Annotated in this window: 18 protein-coding genes; 12 read left to right on the top strand and 6 right to left on the bottom strand. The window is 68.2% G+C overall.

All coding sequences use genetic code 11. The features are described from left to right. Positions 1 to 275 precede the first annotated feature (275 nt). Both QH196_RS18965 and QH196_RS18960 read right to left on the bottom strand, forming a co-directional pair. Positions 276 to 542 (bottom strand): hypothetical protein, encoded by a 267-nt coding sequence (locus QH196_RS18965; RefSeq protein WP_280417135.1) that lies wholly within the window; start codon positions 540 to 542, stop codon positions 276 to 278. Continuing rightward, a complete protein-coding gene (locus QH196_RS18960) occupies positions 539 to 1,393 on the bottom strand; it encodes a PHP domain-containing protein (protein ID WP_280417134.1) in 855 nt (284 codons plus the stop codon). The genes QH196_RS18965 and QH196_RS18960 overlap by 4 nt, the downstream gene beginning before the upstream one ends. A gap of 63 nt (positions 1,394 to 1,456) precedes the next feature. On the opposite strand from QH196_RS18960, the gene QH196_RS18955 reads away from it, so the two are divergent. Then, the gene (locus QH196_RS18955; protein ID WP_432279513.1) at positions 1,457 to 2,530 is read left to right on the top strand and encodes a magnesium and cobalt transport protein CorA; all 1,074 of its coding nucleotides are present in this window, start codon (positions 1,457 to 1,459) and stop codon (positions 2,528 to 2,530) included. 27 nt (positions 2,531 to 2,557) lie between these two features. On the opposite strand, the gene QH196_RS18950 is transcribed toward QH196_RS18955, so the two are convergent. The 3 genes from QH196_RS18950 to QH196_RS18940 all read right to left on the bottom strand — a co-directional run bounded on the left by QH196_RS18950 (position 2,558) and on the right by QH196_RS18940 (position 4,806). Further along, positions 2,558 to 3,139 carry a suppressor of fused domain protein gene (locus QH196_RS18950; protein ID WP_280417133.1) on the bottom strand — a complete coding sequence of 194 codons (582 nt, stop codon included), beginning with the start codon at positions 3,137 to 3,139 and terminating at the stop codon, positions 2,558 to 2,560. 3 nt (positions 3,140 to 3,142) lie between these two features. After that, positions 3,143 to 3,634 (bottom strand): general stress protein, encoded by a 492-nt coding sequence (locus QH196_RS18945; protein WP_033243303.1) that lies wholly within the window; start codon positions 3,632 to 3,634, stop codon positions 3,143 to 3,145. Between the two features lie 227 nt (positions 3,635 to 3,861). After that, positions 3,862 to 4,806, bottom strand: a complete 945-nt coding sequence (locus QH196_RS18940; protein ID WP_280417132.1) for an HpcH/HpaI aldolase/citrate lyase family protein — start codon at positions 4,804 to 4,806, stop codon at positions 3,862 to 3,864. 53 nt (positions 4,807 to 4,859) lie between these two features. Between QH196_RS18940 and QH196_RS18935 the strand changes: the two genes are divergently transcribed. The 10 genes from QH196_RS18935 (at position 4,860) to QH196_RS18890 (ending at position 13,901) form a co-directional block, all read left to right on the top strand. Beyond that, positions 4,860 to 6,140, top strand: a complete 1,281-nt coding sequence (locus QH196_RS18935) for a magnesium transporter MgtE N-terminal domain-containing protein (RefSeq protein WP_280417131.1) — start codon at positions 4,860 to 4,862, stop codon at positions 6,138 to 6,140. After that, a complete protein-coding gene (locus QH196_RS18930; protein ID WP_280417130.1) occupies positions 6,137 to 6,748 on the top strand; it encodes a DUF1003 domain-containing protein in 612 nt (203 codons plus the stop codon). The genes QH196_RS18935 and QH196_RS18930 overlap by 4 nt, the downstream gene beginning before the upstream one ends. A 144-nt stretch (positions 6,749 to 6,892) precedes the next feature. Continuing rightward, the gene (locus QH196_RS18925; RefSeq protein WP_348538087.1) at positions 6,893 to 8,293 is read left to right on the top strand and encodes a lytic transglycosylase domain-containing protein; all 1,401 of its coding nucleotides are present in this window, start codon (positions 6,893 to 6,895) and stop codon (positions 8,291 to 8,293) included. Positions 8,294 to 8,849: 556 nt separating this feature from the next. Then, entirely contained in the window at positions 8,850 to 9,704 is an 855-nt protein-coding gene (locus QH196_RS18920) for a lytic transglycosylase domain-containing protein (RefSeq protein WP_280417136.1), read from the top strand. A gap of 19 nt (positions 9,705 to 9,723) precedes the next feature. Continuing rightward, positions 9,724 to 10,860 carry an Mrp/NBP35 family ATP-binding protein gene (locus QH196_RS18915; RefSeq protein ID WP_280417128.1) on the top strand — a complete coding sequence of 379 codons (1,137 nt, stop codon included), beginning with the start codon at positions 9,724 to 9,726 and terminating at the stop codon, positions 10,858 to 10,860. A 433-nt stretch (positions 10,861 to 11,293) separates the two neighbouring features. Beyond that, positions 11,294 to 11,614 (top strand): DivIVA domain-containing protein, encoded by a 321-nt coding sequence (locus tag QH196_RS18910; RefSeq protein ID WP_280417127.1) that lies wholly within the window; start codon positions 11,294 to 11,296, stop codon positions 11,612 to 11,614. Next, complete coding sequence (locus QH196_RS18905; RefSeq protein WP_280417126.1) at positions 11,611 to 12,183, top strand: DNA-3-methyladenine glycosylase I; 573 nt, start codon at positions 11,611 to 11,613, stop codon at positions 12,181 to 12,183. Before QH196_RS18910 ends, QH196_RS18905 begins: the two co-directional genes overlap by 4 nt. A 158-nt stretch (positions 12,184 to 12,341) precedes the next feature. After that, on the top strand, positions 12,342 to 12,509 hold the full coding sequence (locus QH196_RS18900) for a DUF3117 domain-containing protein (protein ID WP_011211259.1): 168 nt from the start codon (positions 12,342 to 12,344) through the stop codon (positions 12,507 to 12,509). Then, positions 12,496 to 13,398, top strand: coding sequence for a putative RNA methyltransferase (locus QH196_RS18895; RefSeq protein WP_280417125.1), 903 nt, complete (start codon positions 12,496 to 12,498; stop codon positions 13,396 to 13,398). The genes QH196_RS18900 and QH196_RS18895 overlap by 14 nt, the downstream gene beginning before the upstream one ends. Positions 13,399 to 13,496: 98 nt before the next feature. Beyond that, entirely contained in the window at positions 13,497 to 13,901 is a 405-nt protein-coding gene (locus QH196_RS18890) for a group I truncated hemoglobin (RefSeq protein WP_280417124.1), read from the top strand. A gap of 63 nt (positions 13,902 to 13,964) precedes the next feature. Here the strand turns inward: QH196_RS18890 and glgA are convergent, their stop codons facing one another. Further along, positions 13,965 to 15,191: a glycogen synthase gene (gene glgA, locus QH196_RS18885; RefSeq protein WP_280417123.1), complete on the bottom strand. Its 1,227-nt coding sequence runs from the start codon at positions 15,189 to 15,191 to the stop codon at positions 13,965 to 13,967. Positions 15,192 to 15,280: 89 nt separating this feature from the next. On the opposite strand from glgA, the gene glgC reads away from it, so the two are divergent. Further along, entirely contained in the window at positions 15,281 to 16,495 is a 1,215-nt protein-coding gene (gene glgC, locus QH196_RS18880; protein ID WP_280417122.1) for a glucose-1-phosphate adenylyltransferase, read from the top strand. The last annotated feature ends 202 nt before the right edge of the window (positions 16,496 to 16,697 follow it).

The raw sequence follows: 16,697 nt of genomic DNA, 5'->3' as shown, positions 1-16,697 counted from the left end.
CGCGGGTTTCGGCCCCTTTGGTCCCTGCTTTACGCACTCGATGCTCGCGGCTGCGCCGCATCGCATCGAGCACGGAAAGCAGGGACGGGCCGAAACCTTTCAGGGCCTCGCTGGACTCGGCACCGCCGCTGGTTGCGTTGGGTTTGTTGGTGGGGCGGAACCTTCAGGCCTCGCTGGACTCGGCGGTGCCGCTGGTTGCGTTGGGGTTGTGAGTTGGGGGGGGCGGCTCGATGTTGCCGATCGGGTGGTGGGGGTATCGGGCCGGACGATACGGGTCAGCTCCACCATTGGGTCCAGAGCAGGAATGTTGCGGCGCACAGGACAAGCGCGGCGACGGCGACGGAGGTGGCGCCGCGTTTACGGTCCGAATAGACCTGCGCCGCAACGGCCATCGCCGCGACCGCGATATGCCAGCCGACCGATTCCGCGCCCGGCCCCGGGAATCCGCGGCGGGCTCCGATCATTGCCGCGCCCACCACCACACAGGCCAGGACGACCAACCCGGCGGCGATGGACCCGCTGAGTCCGCGCACGACTTTCATGACGCGAGCACCGGCACACCGGTGGCTCGGCCGGCGAGCTTCTCGAACTGTGCCGGGTCGGTGGTGCGGGCGCCCAGCGCGATGGTTTTGTTCGCACCGTGATAGTCCGAGGACCCAGTTGCCAGCAGGCCGTATTCGCCGGCCAGCTCGCGCAACACGGCCCGATCCCGCGCGCTGTGGTCGGGGTGGTCGATTTCCAGCCCGCCCAGCCCGAGCGCGGCGAGGTCCGGGATCTCGCCCAGGTCGAGCAGCCGGCCACGGGAGCGGGCCCGGCCGTGCGCGAGCACGCTCACCCCGCCCGCATCGGCGATCATCTCCACCGCCCGGTGCAGCGGTGTATCGGCCTTCTCCACGTAGTAATGGCCGTCAGCGGCCAGCAACTGCGCGAAAGCGGCTTCCACACTCGGCACCACACCCGCCTCCACCAGGGCGCGAGCCAGATGCGGGCGCCCGGCGGCCGGGCCGGCCGAGGCGAGTACGGCGTCCGGGTCCACGGGTAATCCGTCGGCGGCCATCTGCTCGGCCATCGCGCGTAGGCGCTGGACCCGTTCGCCGCGTAAGCGTTCACGTTCAGCCGCGAAACCGGCGTCGGCCGGGTCGAACAGGTAGGCCAGTAGATGCACCGATACCGGCCAGCCGTCGACACCGCGGCCGATACACGACATTTCCATCCCCCGGACCAGCGACAGCCCGGCCGGACGCGCCGCCTCGGCCTCGGCCCAGCCGGCGGTGGTGTCGTGATCGGTGATCGCGACCACGTCCAGACCGGCAGCAGCCGCGTTCCGCACCAGATCGGCCGGGGTATCGGTGCCGTCGGAAGCGGTGGTGTGGGTATGCAGGTCGATGCGCACGCCATCCAGTCTGTCAGTGCGGGTTCCCGCTGCCGTTCGCGCGGGCGGACTAGCATCGGCGGCGTGCCCTCACTGCCGCTGCCGTTCCACGGTCCGGGACGGTCGCGGCATTCCCGTCCGGCCACGCATATCCGGGTGCCCACCGCCCGCGCGGTCGTCGATTGCGCTGTCTATGTGGACGGTGAGCGGCTCCCGGGGCGGCACACCCACCGCAGCGCGCTGACTGCCGCGCGCGAACACGGTGGATTCGTCTGGCTCGGCCTGCACGATCCCGATGCCGCCCAGATGGCCGAGGTCGCCGAGACGTTCGGGCTGCACGCGCTGGCCGTCGAGGATGCGGTGCAGGCCCACCAGCGGCCGAAACTCGAACGCTACGACACGACGCTGGTGATGGTTATGCGTACCGTCGCTTACCGGGAACACGAACTGCACACCGTCAGCGAGATCGTGGAAACCGGCGAGCTGCTGATATTCATCGCGCCGGATTTCGTCATCGCCGTCCGGCACGGTGAACATTCACCGCTTTCGGTGGTGCGGCGCGGACTGGAGGCGGATCCCGAGCGGTTACGCCTGGGCCCCGGCTCGGTCCTGCACGCGATAGCCGACCATGTCGTCGACTCCTATATCGAGGTCGTGCAATCGGTGGAATTCGATATCGACGCCATGGAAGAGGAAATCTTCACTCCCCGGTCCCCGGTCACCGTCGAATCGATCTATCAGCTGAAACGAGAAGTGGTGGAACTGCGCCGGGCGGTGAATCCACTGGCACTGCCGCTACACACACTTGTCCACAACACGGACCTGCCGTTGGACGCGGAGATCCGGCGCTATCTGCGTGACGTCGCCGACCATCACACCACGGTCGCGGAACGGATCACCGATTTCGACGATGCACTGAGCTCACTCATCAACGCGGCCCTCGCCAAGATCACCGTTCAGCAGAATACGGATATGCGCAAGATATCGGCGTGGGTGGCGGTGGCCGCCGTACCCACCATGATCGCCGGAATCTACGGGATGAATTTCGAACATATGCCGGAACTGAAAACCACCTGGGGTTATCCGGTGGTGCTCCTGTTCATCTTCGCCGTCTGCGGCACCCTGCTGGCCCTGTTCCGCCGCAACAACTGGCTCTGAATCACAGCCCGGCCACGCCGCAGGGAATCACAATGAGGCCGCGCCGCGGGCCGGGTCGAGCACATCGATCCCGGCTTCGGCCCAGGCGTCGCGCAGCGCCTGCGCGCCGCGCACACGCACCCATGCGGCCTCGGTGGCCGTCACCGGCGTCACCGCGAAATACTGGACCGGGTCGGCCGGGTCGGGCAGCTCCACGTCCGGTATCTCCCCGGAGCCCAGCAATACGGCGGTGAACGGAGCGTCGCGCCACAGCGGCTCGCCCATATCCAGCAGAGCATCCGCCTGCAGGACAACCCCTTCCACCGCGGGCGACGCCGCGAGCACACCCAGCGACCGGGCCACCCCGGCGCCGCTGCCCGACCCGGCCCGCAAGGTGAGCAGCAGTTCGGCCCGGGGCCCGCGGACCGGGTCCGCCAGAACGGCGGACGGGTCACCCATCGGATGCCGGGAACCGCCGACGGTCGCGTAATGCACCACACCGTCGCCGGGAATCCGCAGGATCTCGATGGGTTCGAGCCCCAGGAACGTCACCGACGCGGTGTCCACAACGGCCGTGTCCACCTCGAAATGGCGCACCACCGCGGCGCGCACCCGCTCGATCACATCCATCCGCTAGATGGCCAGCCGGGCGAGCATATCCCGCGCCTGTTCGGCGGTCTTCGGATCGCACAGCACGTCGTAACGGCCCGCCACCAACTGCATGGTCGACGCGAAATCACGCTGACCACGAGTCGCGGCGTACGGGATCGTGGTCGAGATGACCCCGAAGATGATGCCGCCGACCAGACCCACCAGCAGCGGACCCGCCATCCCGTTGGTGGTGAACAAGCTCAACAGCAAACCCAGGAACAAGCCGAGCCAGGCCCCCGACACCACACCCCCGCCGATGACCTTGCCCCAGTTCAGCCGATACAGCACCCGCTCGACCTGCATGAGATCGACGCCGACGATGGTCACGTTCTGCACCGGGAACTGATTGTCCGCCAGATAATCCACGGCACGCTGCGCCTCGGCATAGGTCGGATACGAACCGACCGGCCATCCCGAAGGCGGCGTGGGCAGACCCTGTCTGCCCCGATTCGAACTCCCCAGGGGATTAGTCATGTATATATTGTGCCGCCTCCGGCGGCACAGGGTTTTGGCCCCCCTTGGTCCCTGCTTTCCGCACTCGATGCTCGCGGCTGCGCCGAATCGCATCGAGCGGGTAATGCTGGGACGGGCCAAAACCTCTCAGGGCCTCGTAAGACTCGGCACGGCTGCTGGTTGCGTCATGCCCGAACAGGCCGGATGCGTGGTCGGAGTGAGCACTTGTAGTCGTATCGGCGATCTATTTACTCATGCGCAGTAAAGGTCGTCGTTCTTTTCATTCCTGCGGCGCGGCCTTTTTCCGCGATGACGACCGCCATTTTCGCGCTGGCCTCATCGATCATTTCGTCGCCCAGCATCACGGCTCCGCGCGCGCCGCCCTCGGCGGAGGTGTGATAGGCGTAGGCGTCGAGGATCATTTCGGCGTGGTCGTAATCGGCTTGGCGGGGGCTGAAGATTTCGTTGGCGGCGTCGACCTGGCTGGGGTGCAGTACCCATTTGCCGTCGAAGCCGAGGGCTGCGGTGCGTCCGGCCGCGCGCCGGAAACCGTCGATATCGCGAATCTGCAGATAAGGGCCGTCGATGGCCTGCAGGCCGTGTGCGCGGGCGGTGAGCAGGATGGTCATCAAGATGTGGTGGTAGGCGTCGCCGGTGTCGTAGCCCTCGGGCTGCTCGCCGACCACGAGGGTGCGCATATTGATACTCGCCATGAAATCCGCGGGCCCGAAGACCAGCGTCTGCACCCGGGGGCTGGCGGTGGCGATCTCGTCGATATTGCGCAGTCCCAGCGCGTTCTCGATCTGCGGTTCGATCCCGATCCGGCCGGGTTCGATGCCGTTGGCGCGCTCCAATTGGCTCAGCAGCAGGTCGAGGGCGCGCACCTGACCGGCGTCGGTGACTTTGGGCAGCAGGATCGCGTCGAGCGCGGTACCGGCGCCGTCGACCACGGAGATCACATCGGCGTAGGTCCACTGGGTGGTCCAGTCGTTCACCCGGACCACCCGCAGCTGCTCGCCCCAGCCGGAATCGTTGAGGGCGGCCACGATATTGGCGCGGGCGGCGGCTTTCGCCCCGGGGGCGACGGCATCCTCGAGATCCAGGAACACCTCGTCGACCGGCAGGCCCTTGGCCTTGGCGATCATTTTCGGGCTGCTGCCCGGCACGGCAAGGACGGAACGGCGCGGCTTCATCAACACTCCTGTGGTCGACCCGGTCCGGCCCCCGAACATCTAGCCTGGCACTCATGGCAGCTACCAGGGTGTATGTCGCCAGGCTGACCGGCCTGGCGGTGCTGGGGCCGGACGGCGAGTCTATCGGCCGCGTACGCGACGTGGTGGTGGCCATCCGGTACGACCGGCAGGAACCGCGTGTACACGGTCTGGTGGTGGAGTTGCCGACCCGGCGGCGGATCTTCGTCCCGATGCTGCGGGTGACCAGTATCGAACCCGGTTCGGTCACGCTGCACACCGGTAACGTCAGCCTGCGGCGGTTCGCGCAGCGGCCCGGGGAACTGCTGGCCATGGCGCAGATCGTGGATTCCACGGTGCATGTCGACGATCCCGATCTCCCGGATCTGGCGGGGGTGGATGTTTTCGTGGTGGATCTCGGGATCACGCTGACCCGCACCCGGGACTGGCGGGTCGCCCGGGTCGCGGTGCGCGGACATCGCCGGCTGGGGCGGCGGCGCACGGTGCATGTGGTGGACTGGGCCCGGGTCGAGGGCCTGACGCCGTACGAGATCGACCGTCCCGGCCAGGACGTCAGCACATTGCTCGAACAGTTCGAAGGCCGGCGCGCGGCCGATGTCGCGCATATGCTGCGGGAACTGCCCGCCAAACGACGCCTGGAGGTGGCGCTCGCCCTCGACGACGAGCGCCTCGCCGATGTCGTCCAGGAACTCTCCGGTGACGACCAGCTGGAACTGCTCGGCCAGCTGGAGATGACCCGCGCGGCCGATGTGCTCGAGGCGATGGACCCCGACGATGCCGCCGACCTGCTGGGCGGCCTACCGGAGAACGAGGCCGAATCCCTGCTGACACTGATGGATCCGCAGGAATCCGAGCCGGTGCGCCGGCTGCTCGAGCATTCCCCGGATACCGCGGGCGGGCTCATGACCCCGGAACCGGTGGTCCTGTCGCCGTCGACCACGGTGGCCGAGGCGCTGGCCCGGGTCCGTGATCCCGATCTGACGCCTGCGCTGGCGTCGGTGGTGTTCGTCGTCCGTCCGCCGACGGCCACCCCCACCGGCCGCTATCTGGGATGTGTCCATCTGCAGCAACTGTTGCGCGAACCGCCGGCGCATCTGGTGGGCGGGATCCTGGATGCCGATCTGGCGACCCTGCGGCCGGAACTGCCGCTCGCGGCGGTGACCCGGTACTTCGCCACCTACAACCTCGTGTGCGGGCCGGTGGTCGACGAACAGAACCATCTGCTGGGAGCGGTGAGCGTCGACGATGTCCTCGACCATCTGCTGCCGCCCGATTGGCGTGAGGACGAACAACTGTACGAAGGTGTGCGGCCGTGACCGATAAGACCACGGCGGGCCGGGCGGTCTCGAGCGCGCGGCAGCGACTGGAAACACCCGTCGGAACCCGATTCCGCTTCGATTGGGACGCGGAGGCATTGGCGCGCGGCAGCGAGCGGGTCGCCCGGTTCCTGGGCACCGGACGCTATCTCGCGATCCAGACGGTGGTGGTGATCGTCTGGATCGTGCTGAACGTTTTCGTGATCACCCTGCGCTGGGACCCCTACCCCTTCATCCTGCTGAACCTCGCGTTCTCCACCCAGGCCGCCTATGCCGCACCGCTGATCCTGCTGGCACAGAACCGGCAGGACAACCGCGACCGGGTCTCCCTCGAAGAAGACCGCCTGCGGGCCGCGCAGACCAAGGCCGATACCGAGTTCCTGGCCCGGGAGCTGGCCGCGCTGCGCCTGGCGGTAGGCGAGGTCGCGACCCGTGATTATCTGCGCCGCGAACTCGAGGAGATCCGCGACGCGCTGGAGCGAATCGAGTACACCACGGGGGTCGGGCCGACGCGCGGCCCCGACAAAGCAACCAAGCCGAAACGCAAGAAAACCTCCGGTCACAAGGCGGTTACGGGCCCGATTTCACCGCCTGTCGCCGATGAATGACCGGAAATCCACAATATGCTCCTGACCGGTAGGTAACCTGGATCACGTTGTCCCGAGCGCGCCGTGCGGGAATGTCCGAGACGGTCGCTCACCTGTGACATAGAGGAACGGTGGAGCCGAATGCGGATACCTACCCCTGTGGCAATGTCGGCTCTGGTCATGGCGGGCCTGGTAGCGAGTGGTTCCGCCGCCCACACCACCATGTCGTCGACACCGCCGGAAGCTCCCGGAGCCAGACTCGCGGCGAACGCCGGACAGGTCGGAGATACCACCGAAGACGTCGAAGCACCATTGACCCAGACACTCGGAATGCTGCCGGTCGAGCCCTCCACGCCCCGGAAACTCCGGGCCCTTAGCCCGGTGCCGGCCGACGGAATCCCACCCTTCGCCGGTACCGTTCCGTTACAGAGCATCGCCCTGCCCAGTGGTAGCGGCGCATTCGGTATCCCGGAGATCGTGCTGGCCGCCTACCGCAACGCCGAACTGGCCCTGCAGTCCTCGACACCCGGCTGCGGACTCACCTGGAACCTGCTCGCCGGAATCGGCCGGATCGAATCGGGACATGCGAGCAACGGGCGTACCGACGCCGCCGGAACCACCAACCCGCCCATCTTCGGTCCGGCACTGGACGGCACACTGCCGGGTAACGAGGTCATCCGGTCCACCGACGGTGGATACGTCCGCGCGCTGGGCCCCATGCAGTTCCTGCCCGGTACCTGGTCACGCTACGCCGCCGACGGCAACGCCGACGGCCACAGCGACCCGCACAATGTTTTCGACGCCGCCCTGGGCGCCGGTAAGTACCTGTGCTCGGGCGGGCTGAATCTGCGCGACCCGCAACAGGAACTGCGCGCCGTACTGCGCTACAACAACTCGATGTCGTATGCGGCCAACGTGCTGAGCTGGTCGGCCGCCTACCGCACCGGCGGCCGGGCCGCGCCGGTCATCCCGTCCCCGGACCTCGTCCCGCCCGGTAGTGCGCCCACCCAGCTCCCGCCCGGGTCGCCGGACCTGCTTGCCGCGCAGACGGATACCCCGGTTCCACCGCCCCCGCCCGAACTGGCGGTGCAGACCCCGCGTCCCGAACCGATGATCCGGATCCCCGGTTTGCCGCCCATCCCCTGCGGTTTGCTCTGCCCGCCCGCGCCGGGGTCGCCGAAGGTCGGCCAAGCGCTTCCCGCCCCCGGGCCCGGCGCTCCGGCCGCGCCCGGCGCACCCGCGACGCCCGGCGCGCCCGCCGGGCCGGGCACCCAGGCCGCACCGGGAGCCCCGGCACCCGCAGCCCCGGACGCGCCCGCACCGGAAGCGCCTGCACCACAAGGGGAACCGCAGAACGACGCGGCACCTCCCGCGCCGGCGGACAACCCGGACGTGCAGGCGGCCCCGGCTCCAGCGCCCGCACCACCCTCCATCACCCTGCCGGGCGGGCTGGTCATCCCGCTGCCGATCGCATTGGTTCCCGGCCCGGCGGCCCCCACACCCGCGGACGCGGTGCCACCCCCGCCCGTCGATACCGCCCCGGTTCCGGCCGGCGCGCCTGCCTGATCACTCCGGCCGACGGCGCCCACACTCGCGGACGCGGGACGGGTGCCGTCGCCGGCCGATCGGCCCCGGCACAGACGCCCGCCTCGCCCGCTGGATCCCGGAGCGGGTGGGGCTTGCCGCCGGACTCGGCGCCGACCCGGGCCCGCGAGATCTCCAGCGGCCCTGATCGGCTCGCGAGGCCCCGCCGTTCCTAGCCCCAACTATCGGCGGGACCGGCGATAACGCCGACAGCCCGGGATTGCCCGGTCCTGAGCGAACTGCCGTACTTACCGGCACGGACTCCTGGATCAGCGCAACCGCCAACCGCTGTGCGCTGTTCGGCCTCTCGTGCTCGCCCGAGTGTCCGCGACCGCGGCTCCGTTGCGACGGGCGCTGGGTCCGTATGCGGCGCCGCCGCTTTCCTTCCCCGCCGACGTCGCATTCACGCCGAAATAATGGTCACGAGGTAGTAACGAACTGGTCTCGGATGCGGTAGTCTCGACGGCGAAGGTCACGGCCGGGCAACGAGTCCGGCCGCGGCCGCAGGCTTGTGGTTGAGATGAAGGGCTTTGAGCACGTGGGGCGTCACCGTAAACAACAACCTGCCACTGTTACCCGAGGTTCGGTTATCGCACTCACCGGTTTGGTACCGGCGGGTGTCGTGGCCACCAATGCCGCCGCGGCGATGGCCACCGACCCCACCGCGGCCTCGGTCGAAATGCATATGTCCGCCGTGGGCGCCGCCCCCGGCCAAGCCATGGCACCCGCCTCGTTCGACGACACGGTGATGCACGCGATGGCCAAGCAGTCGCCGGAGGCGCCGGTCGAGGTGAAAACGGTTGCGCTGGACCCGGACCGGGCTCGTAACGACCTTCCGGTGGCCCCATCGGGTATTCCGGGGATCGCCCAGGACGCCTATCTCCAGGCCGAGCAGGTCCTGGCCGAGGAGAATCCGGGCTGCAATATGTCCTGGACGACGCTGGCCGGTATCGGCCGCGTCGAATCCACCCATATGTACAACGGCAAGGCGGACGCCGACGGTAATGCGTTGTCCCCGGTGTTCGGCCCGGCGCTCGACGGGAGCCTGGCGGGCAACAATGTCATCCACGACTCCGACGGCGGCGCGCTCGACGGTTTCGGCGGCTACGACCGCGCGGTGGGTCCGATGCAGTTCCTGCCGGAAACCTGGACCCATTACGCGGCGGACGGCAACCGCGACGGGATCTCCGATCCGCAGAACTACTACGACGCGACCCTGACCGCCGGTAAGTACCTGTGCTCGGGCGATCTCGATATGAACGATCCCGCCCAGCAGACCAGGGCCATCCTGCGCTACAACAACTCGATGGCCTATGTCGCGAACGTCATGGCCTGGGCCCAGTCGTACAAGACCGGGATCGCACCACAGCCCGCGGAACTCCCCAAGATCTGACGGCACTACCATCGGCACTATGCCAGTGGTAACGGAAGCGGAGGTGCGGGGCGCCCTCGCGAAGGTCGACGACCCGGAGATCCGCAAACCGATCACCGAACTGGGCATGGTGAAAAGCATCGGGATCGATCCGGACAGCAATGTGCATATCGAGGTGTACCTGACCACCGCCGGATGCCCGTTGCGCACCGAGATCACCCAGCGGGTCAGTACCGCGGTGGCCGATGTGCCCGGGGTCGGTGCGGTATCGGTCGAGCTCGATGTGATGAGCGACGAACAGCGCACCGAACTGCGCAAACAGTTGCGCGGCGATTCCGCCGAACCGGTGATCCCGTTCGCCCAGCCCGGTTCGCTCACCCGCGTGTATGCGGTCGCGTCCGGAAAGGGCGGGGTCGGTAAATCGAGCGTTACGGTGAACCTCGCCGCCGCGCTCGCCGACCGCGGCCTGTCGGTCGGAGTGCTGGATGCCGATATCTACGGCCATTCCATCCCCCGGATGCTCGGCACCGATGCCCGGCCCACCCAGGTCGAGCGGATGATCATGCCGCCGGTCGCGCACGACGTGAAGATGATCTCGATCGCGCAGTTCACCCAGGGCAACACCCCGGTGGTGTGGCGCGGGCCGATGCTGCACCGCGCGCTGCAACAGTTCCTGGCGGACGTTTTCTGGGGCGATCTGGACGTTCTGCTGCTGGATCTGCCGCCCGGCACCGGTGATGTGGCGATTTCCATCGCCCAGCTGATCCCGAACGCGGAGATCCTGGTGGTCACCACCCCGCAGATCGCCGCCGCCGAGGTCGCCGAACGCGCGGGCGCCATCGCCTTGCAAACCAGGCAGCGCATCGCCGGGGTGGTGGAGAACATGTCCTGGCTGGATCTGCCCGACGGCAGCCGGATGGAACTGTACGGCTCCGGCGGCGGGCAGGCGGTCGCCGATCGGCTCACCCGCGCCGTCGGCGCCGAGGTGCCGCTGCTCGGACAGATCCCGATCGAGCAGGCCGTGCGCGAGGCCGGCGACGAAGGCACCCCGATCGTGCTGCGCGACCCGGACAGCGCGGCCTCTGTCGCCCTGCGCGCGGTCGCCGATAAGCTCGCGGTCCGCCGCCGCGGCCTGGCCGGTATGTCGCTGGGTATCGATACGACTCGTCACCTCTGATAACCCGTCCTCCGTCACAATCGGTGCGTCATCGGACGCGGTAGCGGCCCGGCGGATCGACCGGTGAGCAGCGAACCTGCCGTCCGTCCGCGATCCGGTCGAGCTGCGACGCGCAGGTATGGCAGGTGTCGGCCGCTACCGAGCAGCGGCCCGCGAGGCGGGCTGGAGGCACCCGTTGCCACCGCCCCCGCAGGCCGAGCTGCGAGTCACGCGGGCACGACCCGAGCACATCCTGAGCACACACGAGAGCGCTCCGAGCCATACGCGGCGCCGACTGCGTCGGGCCGACGCCGAGGGGCCGTCCACAAGCCGAGCCGGGCTGCACACTTCCGGCCGGCCGACAACGTCACTGCACGACGGCGGTCGGCCTGTCAGAATTCGGCGGGCAGGGCGACCCCAACCCCTTGTCGGCGGGCGCACCTAGACTCGATCCATGCTCACCCTGCTGCTGTACGTCCTGATCGTGGGTTTGGTGGCCACGGTGTTGTTCCTGCTGGCCGGTGCGCTCTTCGGCCGGTCGGAGGAGCTGGGCCCGCTCCCGGAGGGCACCACCGCGACCATTCTCCCGGTGGAGAATATCTCCGGCGCCGATGTGCGGGCCCTACGGTTCCAGCAGGTCGTGCGCGGGTACAAGGCCGGCGAGGTCGATTGGGCACTGGCCCGGCTGGCCGCCCGGATCGATGAACTACAGGCCCAGCTCGCCGAGGCGCAGTCCGCGAGCACCGGCGCGGCACAGGGCCCGGACCGCTCATGACCGCCGCTGATACATTGGTCCGCTGCCCGTGGTCGGTCGATTCCCAGATCTACCGCGACTATCACGATCAGGAGTGGGGTCGCCCGCTGCACGGCGACGACGCCCTGTTCGAGCGATTGTGCCTGGAGGCCTTCCAGTCGGGATTGTCCTGGATCACCATTCTGCGCAAACGCCCCGCGTTCCGGCTCGCGTTCGCCGGATTCGTGATCGACCGGGTCGCGGAATTCGGTGAGGCCGACCGTGCGCGGCTGCTGGCCGATCCGGCGATTGTGCGCAATCGCGCCAAAATCGATGCCTGTATTGCGAATGCGAAAGTCGCCCGCGAACTCGATACCGGCCTGGACGAACTGCTCTGGTCGTTCGCTCCCCCACCGCGGCCGCGCCCGCGCAAAATCGGCGATATTCCCGCGGTGACACCCGAATCCACCGCACTGGCAAAAGAATTGAAGCGGCGCGGTTTCCGCTTCGTCGGGCCGACCACCGCGTACGCACTGATGCAGGCCACCGGAATGGTGGACGATCATCTGTCCGAATGCTGGGTCGATACCCGGCACACCGGCCTCGGCTGACCGGTCACATTTGGACGTCGAGTATCCGCCATCTCCTGCGATAGGGAAGAATGGATCGAGTGCGGTCCGTCGCCTCAACCGACGGACCGCCCGGTTGGTGACAATCGGAGATCCGAGCAAGTGCGCAGCATACAGCGCAGATCTGGAGGGAGCAGAGGATGGCGGCCATGAAGCCCCGTACCGGGGACGGTCCCCTCGAGGCAACCAAGGAAGGTCGTGGGATCGTTATGCGGGTCCCGCTCGAGGGTGGCGGGCGTCTGGTCGTAGAACTCACGCCCGACGAAGCCGCGGCACTGGGTGACGAATTGAAGAGTGTCACCAGCTAGCGATACCGCCGAGGAATCGGCGCTGGCCGCGGTCGCCGAGGTACTGAGCTGCCCCGTATGCGGCCGCGGTCTGGTTTGCGCGGGCCGGGTGCTGCGCTGCGAACTCGGCCACAGTTTCGATATCGCCCGGCAGGGTTATGTGAGTCTGCTCACCGGTGCCGCGACCAAACTCACCGGCGACACCGCCGAGATGCTCGATGCGCGCGCCGCTTTTCAGGGCACCGGATTTTTCGAGCCGATCGCCGCGGCGGTGGCCGAAGCAGCGGTGGCCGCTCGATCCGACACCGCACCACCACCCGGCGCCGAAGTGATCGCGGATATCGGCGCGGGCACCGGCTACTATCTGGCGCACGTTCTGGACGCGGTGCCCACCGCCCGCGGTATCGCGCTGGATATCGCCAAACCTGCGGGTCGCCGTTGCGCCCGCGCGCATCCCCGCGCCGCGGCCGTGGTGGCCGACGCCTGGCGCGGGCTCCCCTTGCGGGACCACACCCTGACCGCCGCGCTCTCGGTGTTCGCACCGCGGAACCCGGCGGCCGTCGCCCGCTGCCTCGCGCCCGGTGGCCGGTATTTCGTGGTGACCCCGACCGTCCGGCATCTGGCGGAATTAATCGGCCCGATCGGAATGGTCACCGTCGACCCCGATAAAGAACGGCGGCTCGCCGACGGGATGGCCGGCCTGTTCACCCGGGTGGACACCAGCGCCGCGGTCGAGTATTCGATGACGCTGACCCGAGCCGATATCGCCCACCTCGTCGCGATGGGCCCCTCCGCCCATCACACGGCGGCCACCGGCGAGCAGCTACCGGAACCCTTCGAGGTGACGGCATCGGTCACGGTGAGCACCTATACCGCCGCGGCCGGCGCCGATTCTCACCGCGACCGGTGATCGGCTGTGAGGGCCGGGCAATCACGCTGCCACACAGGGCAATCCAGTTGCGACTCGGGCCTGATCGCCGGGTAATACCGGCCTGGTGTGCTTGGTGCATGCGGATACCGACGTTCGGCAAGAAGACAACGACCCCCACCACCATCTTCGAACGGATCGGCGGATACGAGGCTTTGGAAGCCGTCGTCGCCGATTTCTATACCCGAGTCCTCGCCGACGACCAGCTCGCCGGTTTCTTCACCGGAACGAATATGTCCCGGCTGCGCGGGAAGCAGGTCGAGTTCTTCGCCGCGGCGCTCGGCGGCCCCGACCCCTACACCGGTGCACCGATGAAACAGGTACATCAGGGCCGGGGTATCACCATGCACCACTTCAACCTGGTAGCCGGGCATCTGACCGATTCGCTCACGGCCGCCGGCGTGGACGAACAGACGGTGGGCGAAATCATCGGGGCGGTGGCACCGCTTGCCGGTGACATCACCTCCGGCGGTTCTTCGGCCTGATCCGCCTGGTTTCTGCCTCGTCCCGGGGACCGCAGAATACTGAATGCCCTCGACCGGCTCGGCTCAGCGTTTCGCCACCGTGCGGTAGACGTTCAAGGTCTGTTCGGCAATGCGGTACCAGTCGAATTCCGCCCGGGCGCGGGCGCGGCCGGCGGCCCCCAGTTCGGCGGCGCGCGCCGGATCGCCGGCGAGTTCGTTGATCGCGGCGGCCAGCGCGTGCTCGTAGGCCGCGGTCTCGCCGGCGTCGAAATGCACCAGCCACCCGGTATCGCCGTGGGCGACCACCTCGGGGATACCGCCGACGTCGGAGGCGACCACGGCGGTGGCGCAGGCCATCGCCTCGAGATTGACGATCCCGAGCGGTTCGTAGACCGACGGGCAGACGAAAACCGTGGCCGCGGCCAGCAGCTGGCGGATCTGTTCGGTGGGCAGCATCTCCCGCACCCAGAAGAGGTTGTCGCGCTGCCGGTGCAGCCCGGCGACCGCGGCGGCGACCTCGGCCTCCAGCTGCGGGGTGTCCGGGGCGCCGGCACACAGGACCAGCTGGATCTCCGGGTCGATCTCCCGCGCCGCGGCCAGAAGATGACCGACGCCCTTCTGGCGGGTGATCCGGCCGACGAACACCACCAGCGGGCGGTCCGTGCGCACCCCCAGTTCGTCCAGGATCCGCCGACTGCCCGGGGCCGGTGGCCCCGGATACCAGACCTCCGCGTCGATCCCGTTGCGCACCACATGCACCCGGGCCGGATTCAGGGCAGGGTAGGCGTCGAGGACATCGCGGCGCATCCAGTCGCTCACCGCGATCACCGCATCGGCGTACTCCAGCGCGTTACGCTCCGACCACGACGACAACCGGTATCCGCCACCGAGCTGTTCGGCCTTCCACGGCCGGCGCGGTTCCAGCGAATGCGTGGTCACCACATGCGGGATCCCGTACAGCGTCGCCGCGAGATGCCCGGCCAGCCCGGCGTACCAGGTATGCGAATGAACCAGGTCCACCGCGCCCACGGCATCGGCCATCCGCAGCTGCGCCGACATCATCTGCAGCGCCGGATTGGCCCCCGCCAGCGCCGGATCCGAATCGTGCACCCGGGCCACCGTCCGCGGCACCCCCATACAGTGCACGGTCACCTCGCTCATCCGGCGCAGCCGGGCCACCAGTTCGGTGACATGCACGCCCGCCCCGCCGTATACCTCCGGCGGATATTCCCGGGTCAACACGGCCACCCGTAGCGGATCACCCGCCGGCGACCCCGGCGCGGTGTCCGCACCGCTGGAAACGGAACTCACGGATTCACGGTAGCCGCCGGGCGGCCGATATACCGAAGCCGCCGAGCGGCCGATGCCCCCCGACCACCGGGTTCGGTAGGTTTGGCACTGTGAGGAGCCAGCCGCACGTACTCGGAATCGTGCTCGCCGGTGGCGAGGGCAAGCGACTCTTTCCCCTGACTGCCGACCGCGCCAAGCCGGCCGTCCCCTTCGGCGGGGCCTACCGCCTCATCGACTTCGTATTGAGCAATCTGGTCAATGCCGGTTTCCTCCGGCTGTGTGTCCTCACCCAATACAAATCGCATTCCCTGGACCGTCATATTTCGCAGACCTGGCGGCTCTCGGGTTTCGCCGGTGAATACATCACCCCGGTGCCCGCTCAGCAGCGGCTGGGCCCGCGCTGGTACACCGGGAGCGCCGACGCGATCATGCAGTCGCTGAATCTCATCTACGACGAGGATCCCGATTACATCGTGGTGTTCGGCGCCGATCACGTCTACCGGATGGATCCGGAGCAGATGGTCACCAGCCATATCGATTCGGGCGCCGGGGTGACGGTCGCCGGAATCCGGGTGCCGCGCAGCGAGGCGAGCGCATTCGGCTGTATCGATTCCGACGAATCCGGGCGTATCGTCGGTTTCCTGGAAAAACCGGCCCATCCGCCGGGAATCCCCGACGACCCGAATGCGACCTTCGCCTCCATGGGCAACTACGTGTTCACCACCAAGGTGCTCGTGGATTCGATCAAGGCGGATGCGGAGAATTCCGATTCCGATCACGATATGGGCGGCGATATCATTCCCGGTCTGGTCGCCGCGGGACAGGCCGCCGTCTACGATTTCGCCGATAACGATGTCCCGGGCGCCACCGACCGCGATCGCGGCTACTGGCGTGATGTCGGCACGATCGACGCCTTCTACGAGGCCCATATGGATCTGGTGTCGGTGAATCCCGTTTTCAACCTCTACAACCGGCACTGGCCCATCCGCGGCGCCGCCGAGAACCTGCCGCCGGCGAAATTCGCCCGCGGCGGGCTGGCCCAGGAATCCATAGTCGGGGCCGGCAGCATCCTGTCGGCGGCCACGGTCCGCAATTCGGTGCTCAGCGCGAACGTGCAGGTCGATGAGGGTGCCACAGTCGAGGGCAGTGTGTTGATGCCGGGCGTGCGGATCGGACGCGGCGCGGTGGTCCGGCGCGCCATCCTGGACAAGAACGTGATGGTGTCCGAGGGCGAGATCATCGGAGTTGACCAGGAACGCGACAGCAGCCGGTTCGCCATCAGCCACGGCGGTGTGGTCACGGTCGGCAAGGGCACCTGGGTCTGAACCGGCTTCGGCCCGGCCTGGCAGACCGACGATCGGCGGCGGCCGGTGGGCGCAGCCGTAGCTCCCGATAGCCCTGTGCGTTCGGTGCGCCGGGCACCGAACGCACCGAAACGGCCCGGCCTACCGGGGGGTTTGGCCGGGTACACCGCCCCCGAACCCGCCCCCAGGGAAGCGCCCCACCCCGCCCCGCCGACCGGCCCCA

It is taken from the genome of Nocardia carnea (assembly GCF_029868325.1).
GTDB classification, from domain to species: Bacteria; Actinomycetota; Actinomycetes; order Mycobacteriales; family Mycobacteriaceae; genus Nocardia; species Nocardia carnea_C.
Note: the sequence above shows the minus strand (reverse complement) of the source record. Positions and strands in the feature narration are given on the sequence as shown.

What these genes read in the sequence shown, in the direction of transcription:
- QH196_RS18965 (WP_280417135.1), bottom strand. Translation starts at nt 542, where the DNA reads ATGAAAGTCGTGCGCGGACTCAGCGGGTCCATCGCCGCCGGGTTGGTC.
- QH196_RS18950 (WP_280417133.1), bottom strand. Translation starts at nt 3,139, where the DNA reads ATGGATGTGATCGAGCGGGTGCGCGCCGCGGTGGTGCGCCATTTCGAG.
- QH196_RS18945 (WP_033243303.1), bottom strand. Translation starts at nt 3,634, where the DNA reads ATGACTAATCCCCTGGGGAGTTCGAATCGGGGCAGACAGGGTCTGCCC.
- QH196_RS18940 (WP_280417132.1), bottom strand. Translation starts at nt 4,806, where the DNA reads ATGAAGCCGCGCCGTTCCGTCCTTGCCGTGCCGGGCAGCAGCCCGAAA.
- QH196_RS18935 (WP_280417131.1), top strand. Translation starts at nt 4,860, where the DNA reads ATGGCAGCTACCAGGGTGTATGTCGCCAGGCTGACCGGCCTGGCGGTG.
- QH196_RS18925 (WP_348538087.1), top strand. Translation starts at nt 6,893, where the DNA reads ATGTCGGCTCTGGTCATGGCGGGCCTGGTAGCGAGTGGTTCCGCCGCC.
- QH196_RS18915 (WP_280417128.1), top strand. Translation starts at nt 9,724, where the DNA reads ATGCCAGTGGTAACGGAAGCGGAGGTGCGGGGCGCCCTCGCGAAGGTC.
- QH196_RS18910 (WP_280417127.1), top strand. Translation starts at nt 11,294, where the DNA reads ATGCTCACCCTGCTGCTGTACGTCCTGATCGTGGGTTTGGTGGCCACG.
- QH196_RS18905 (WP_280417126.1), top strand. Translation starts at nt 11,611, where the DNA reads ATGACCGCCGCTGATACATTGGTCCGCTGCCCGTGGTCGGTCGATTCC.
- QH196_RS18900 (WP_011211259.1), top strand. Translation starts at nt 12,342, where the DNA reads ATGGCGGCCATGAAGCCCCGTACCGGGGACGGTCCCCTCGAGGCAACC.
- QH196_RS18890 (WP_280417124.1), top strand. Translation starts at nt 13,497, where the DNA reads ATGCGGATACCGACGTTCGGCAAGAAGACAACGACCCCCACCACCATC.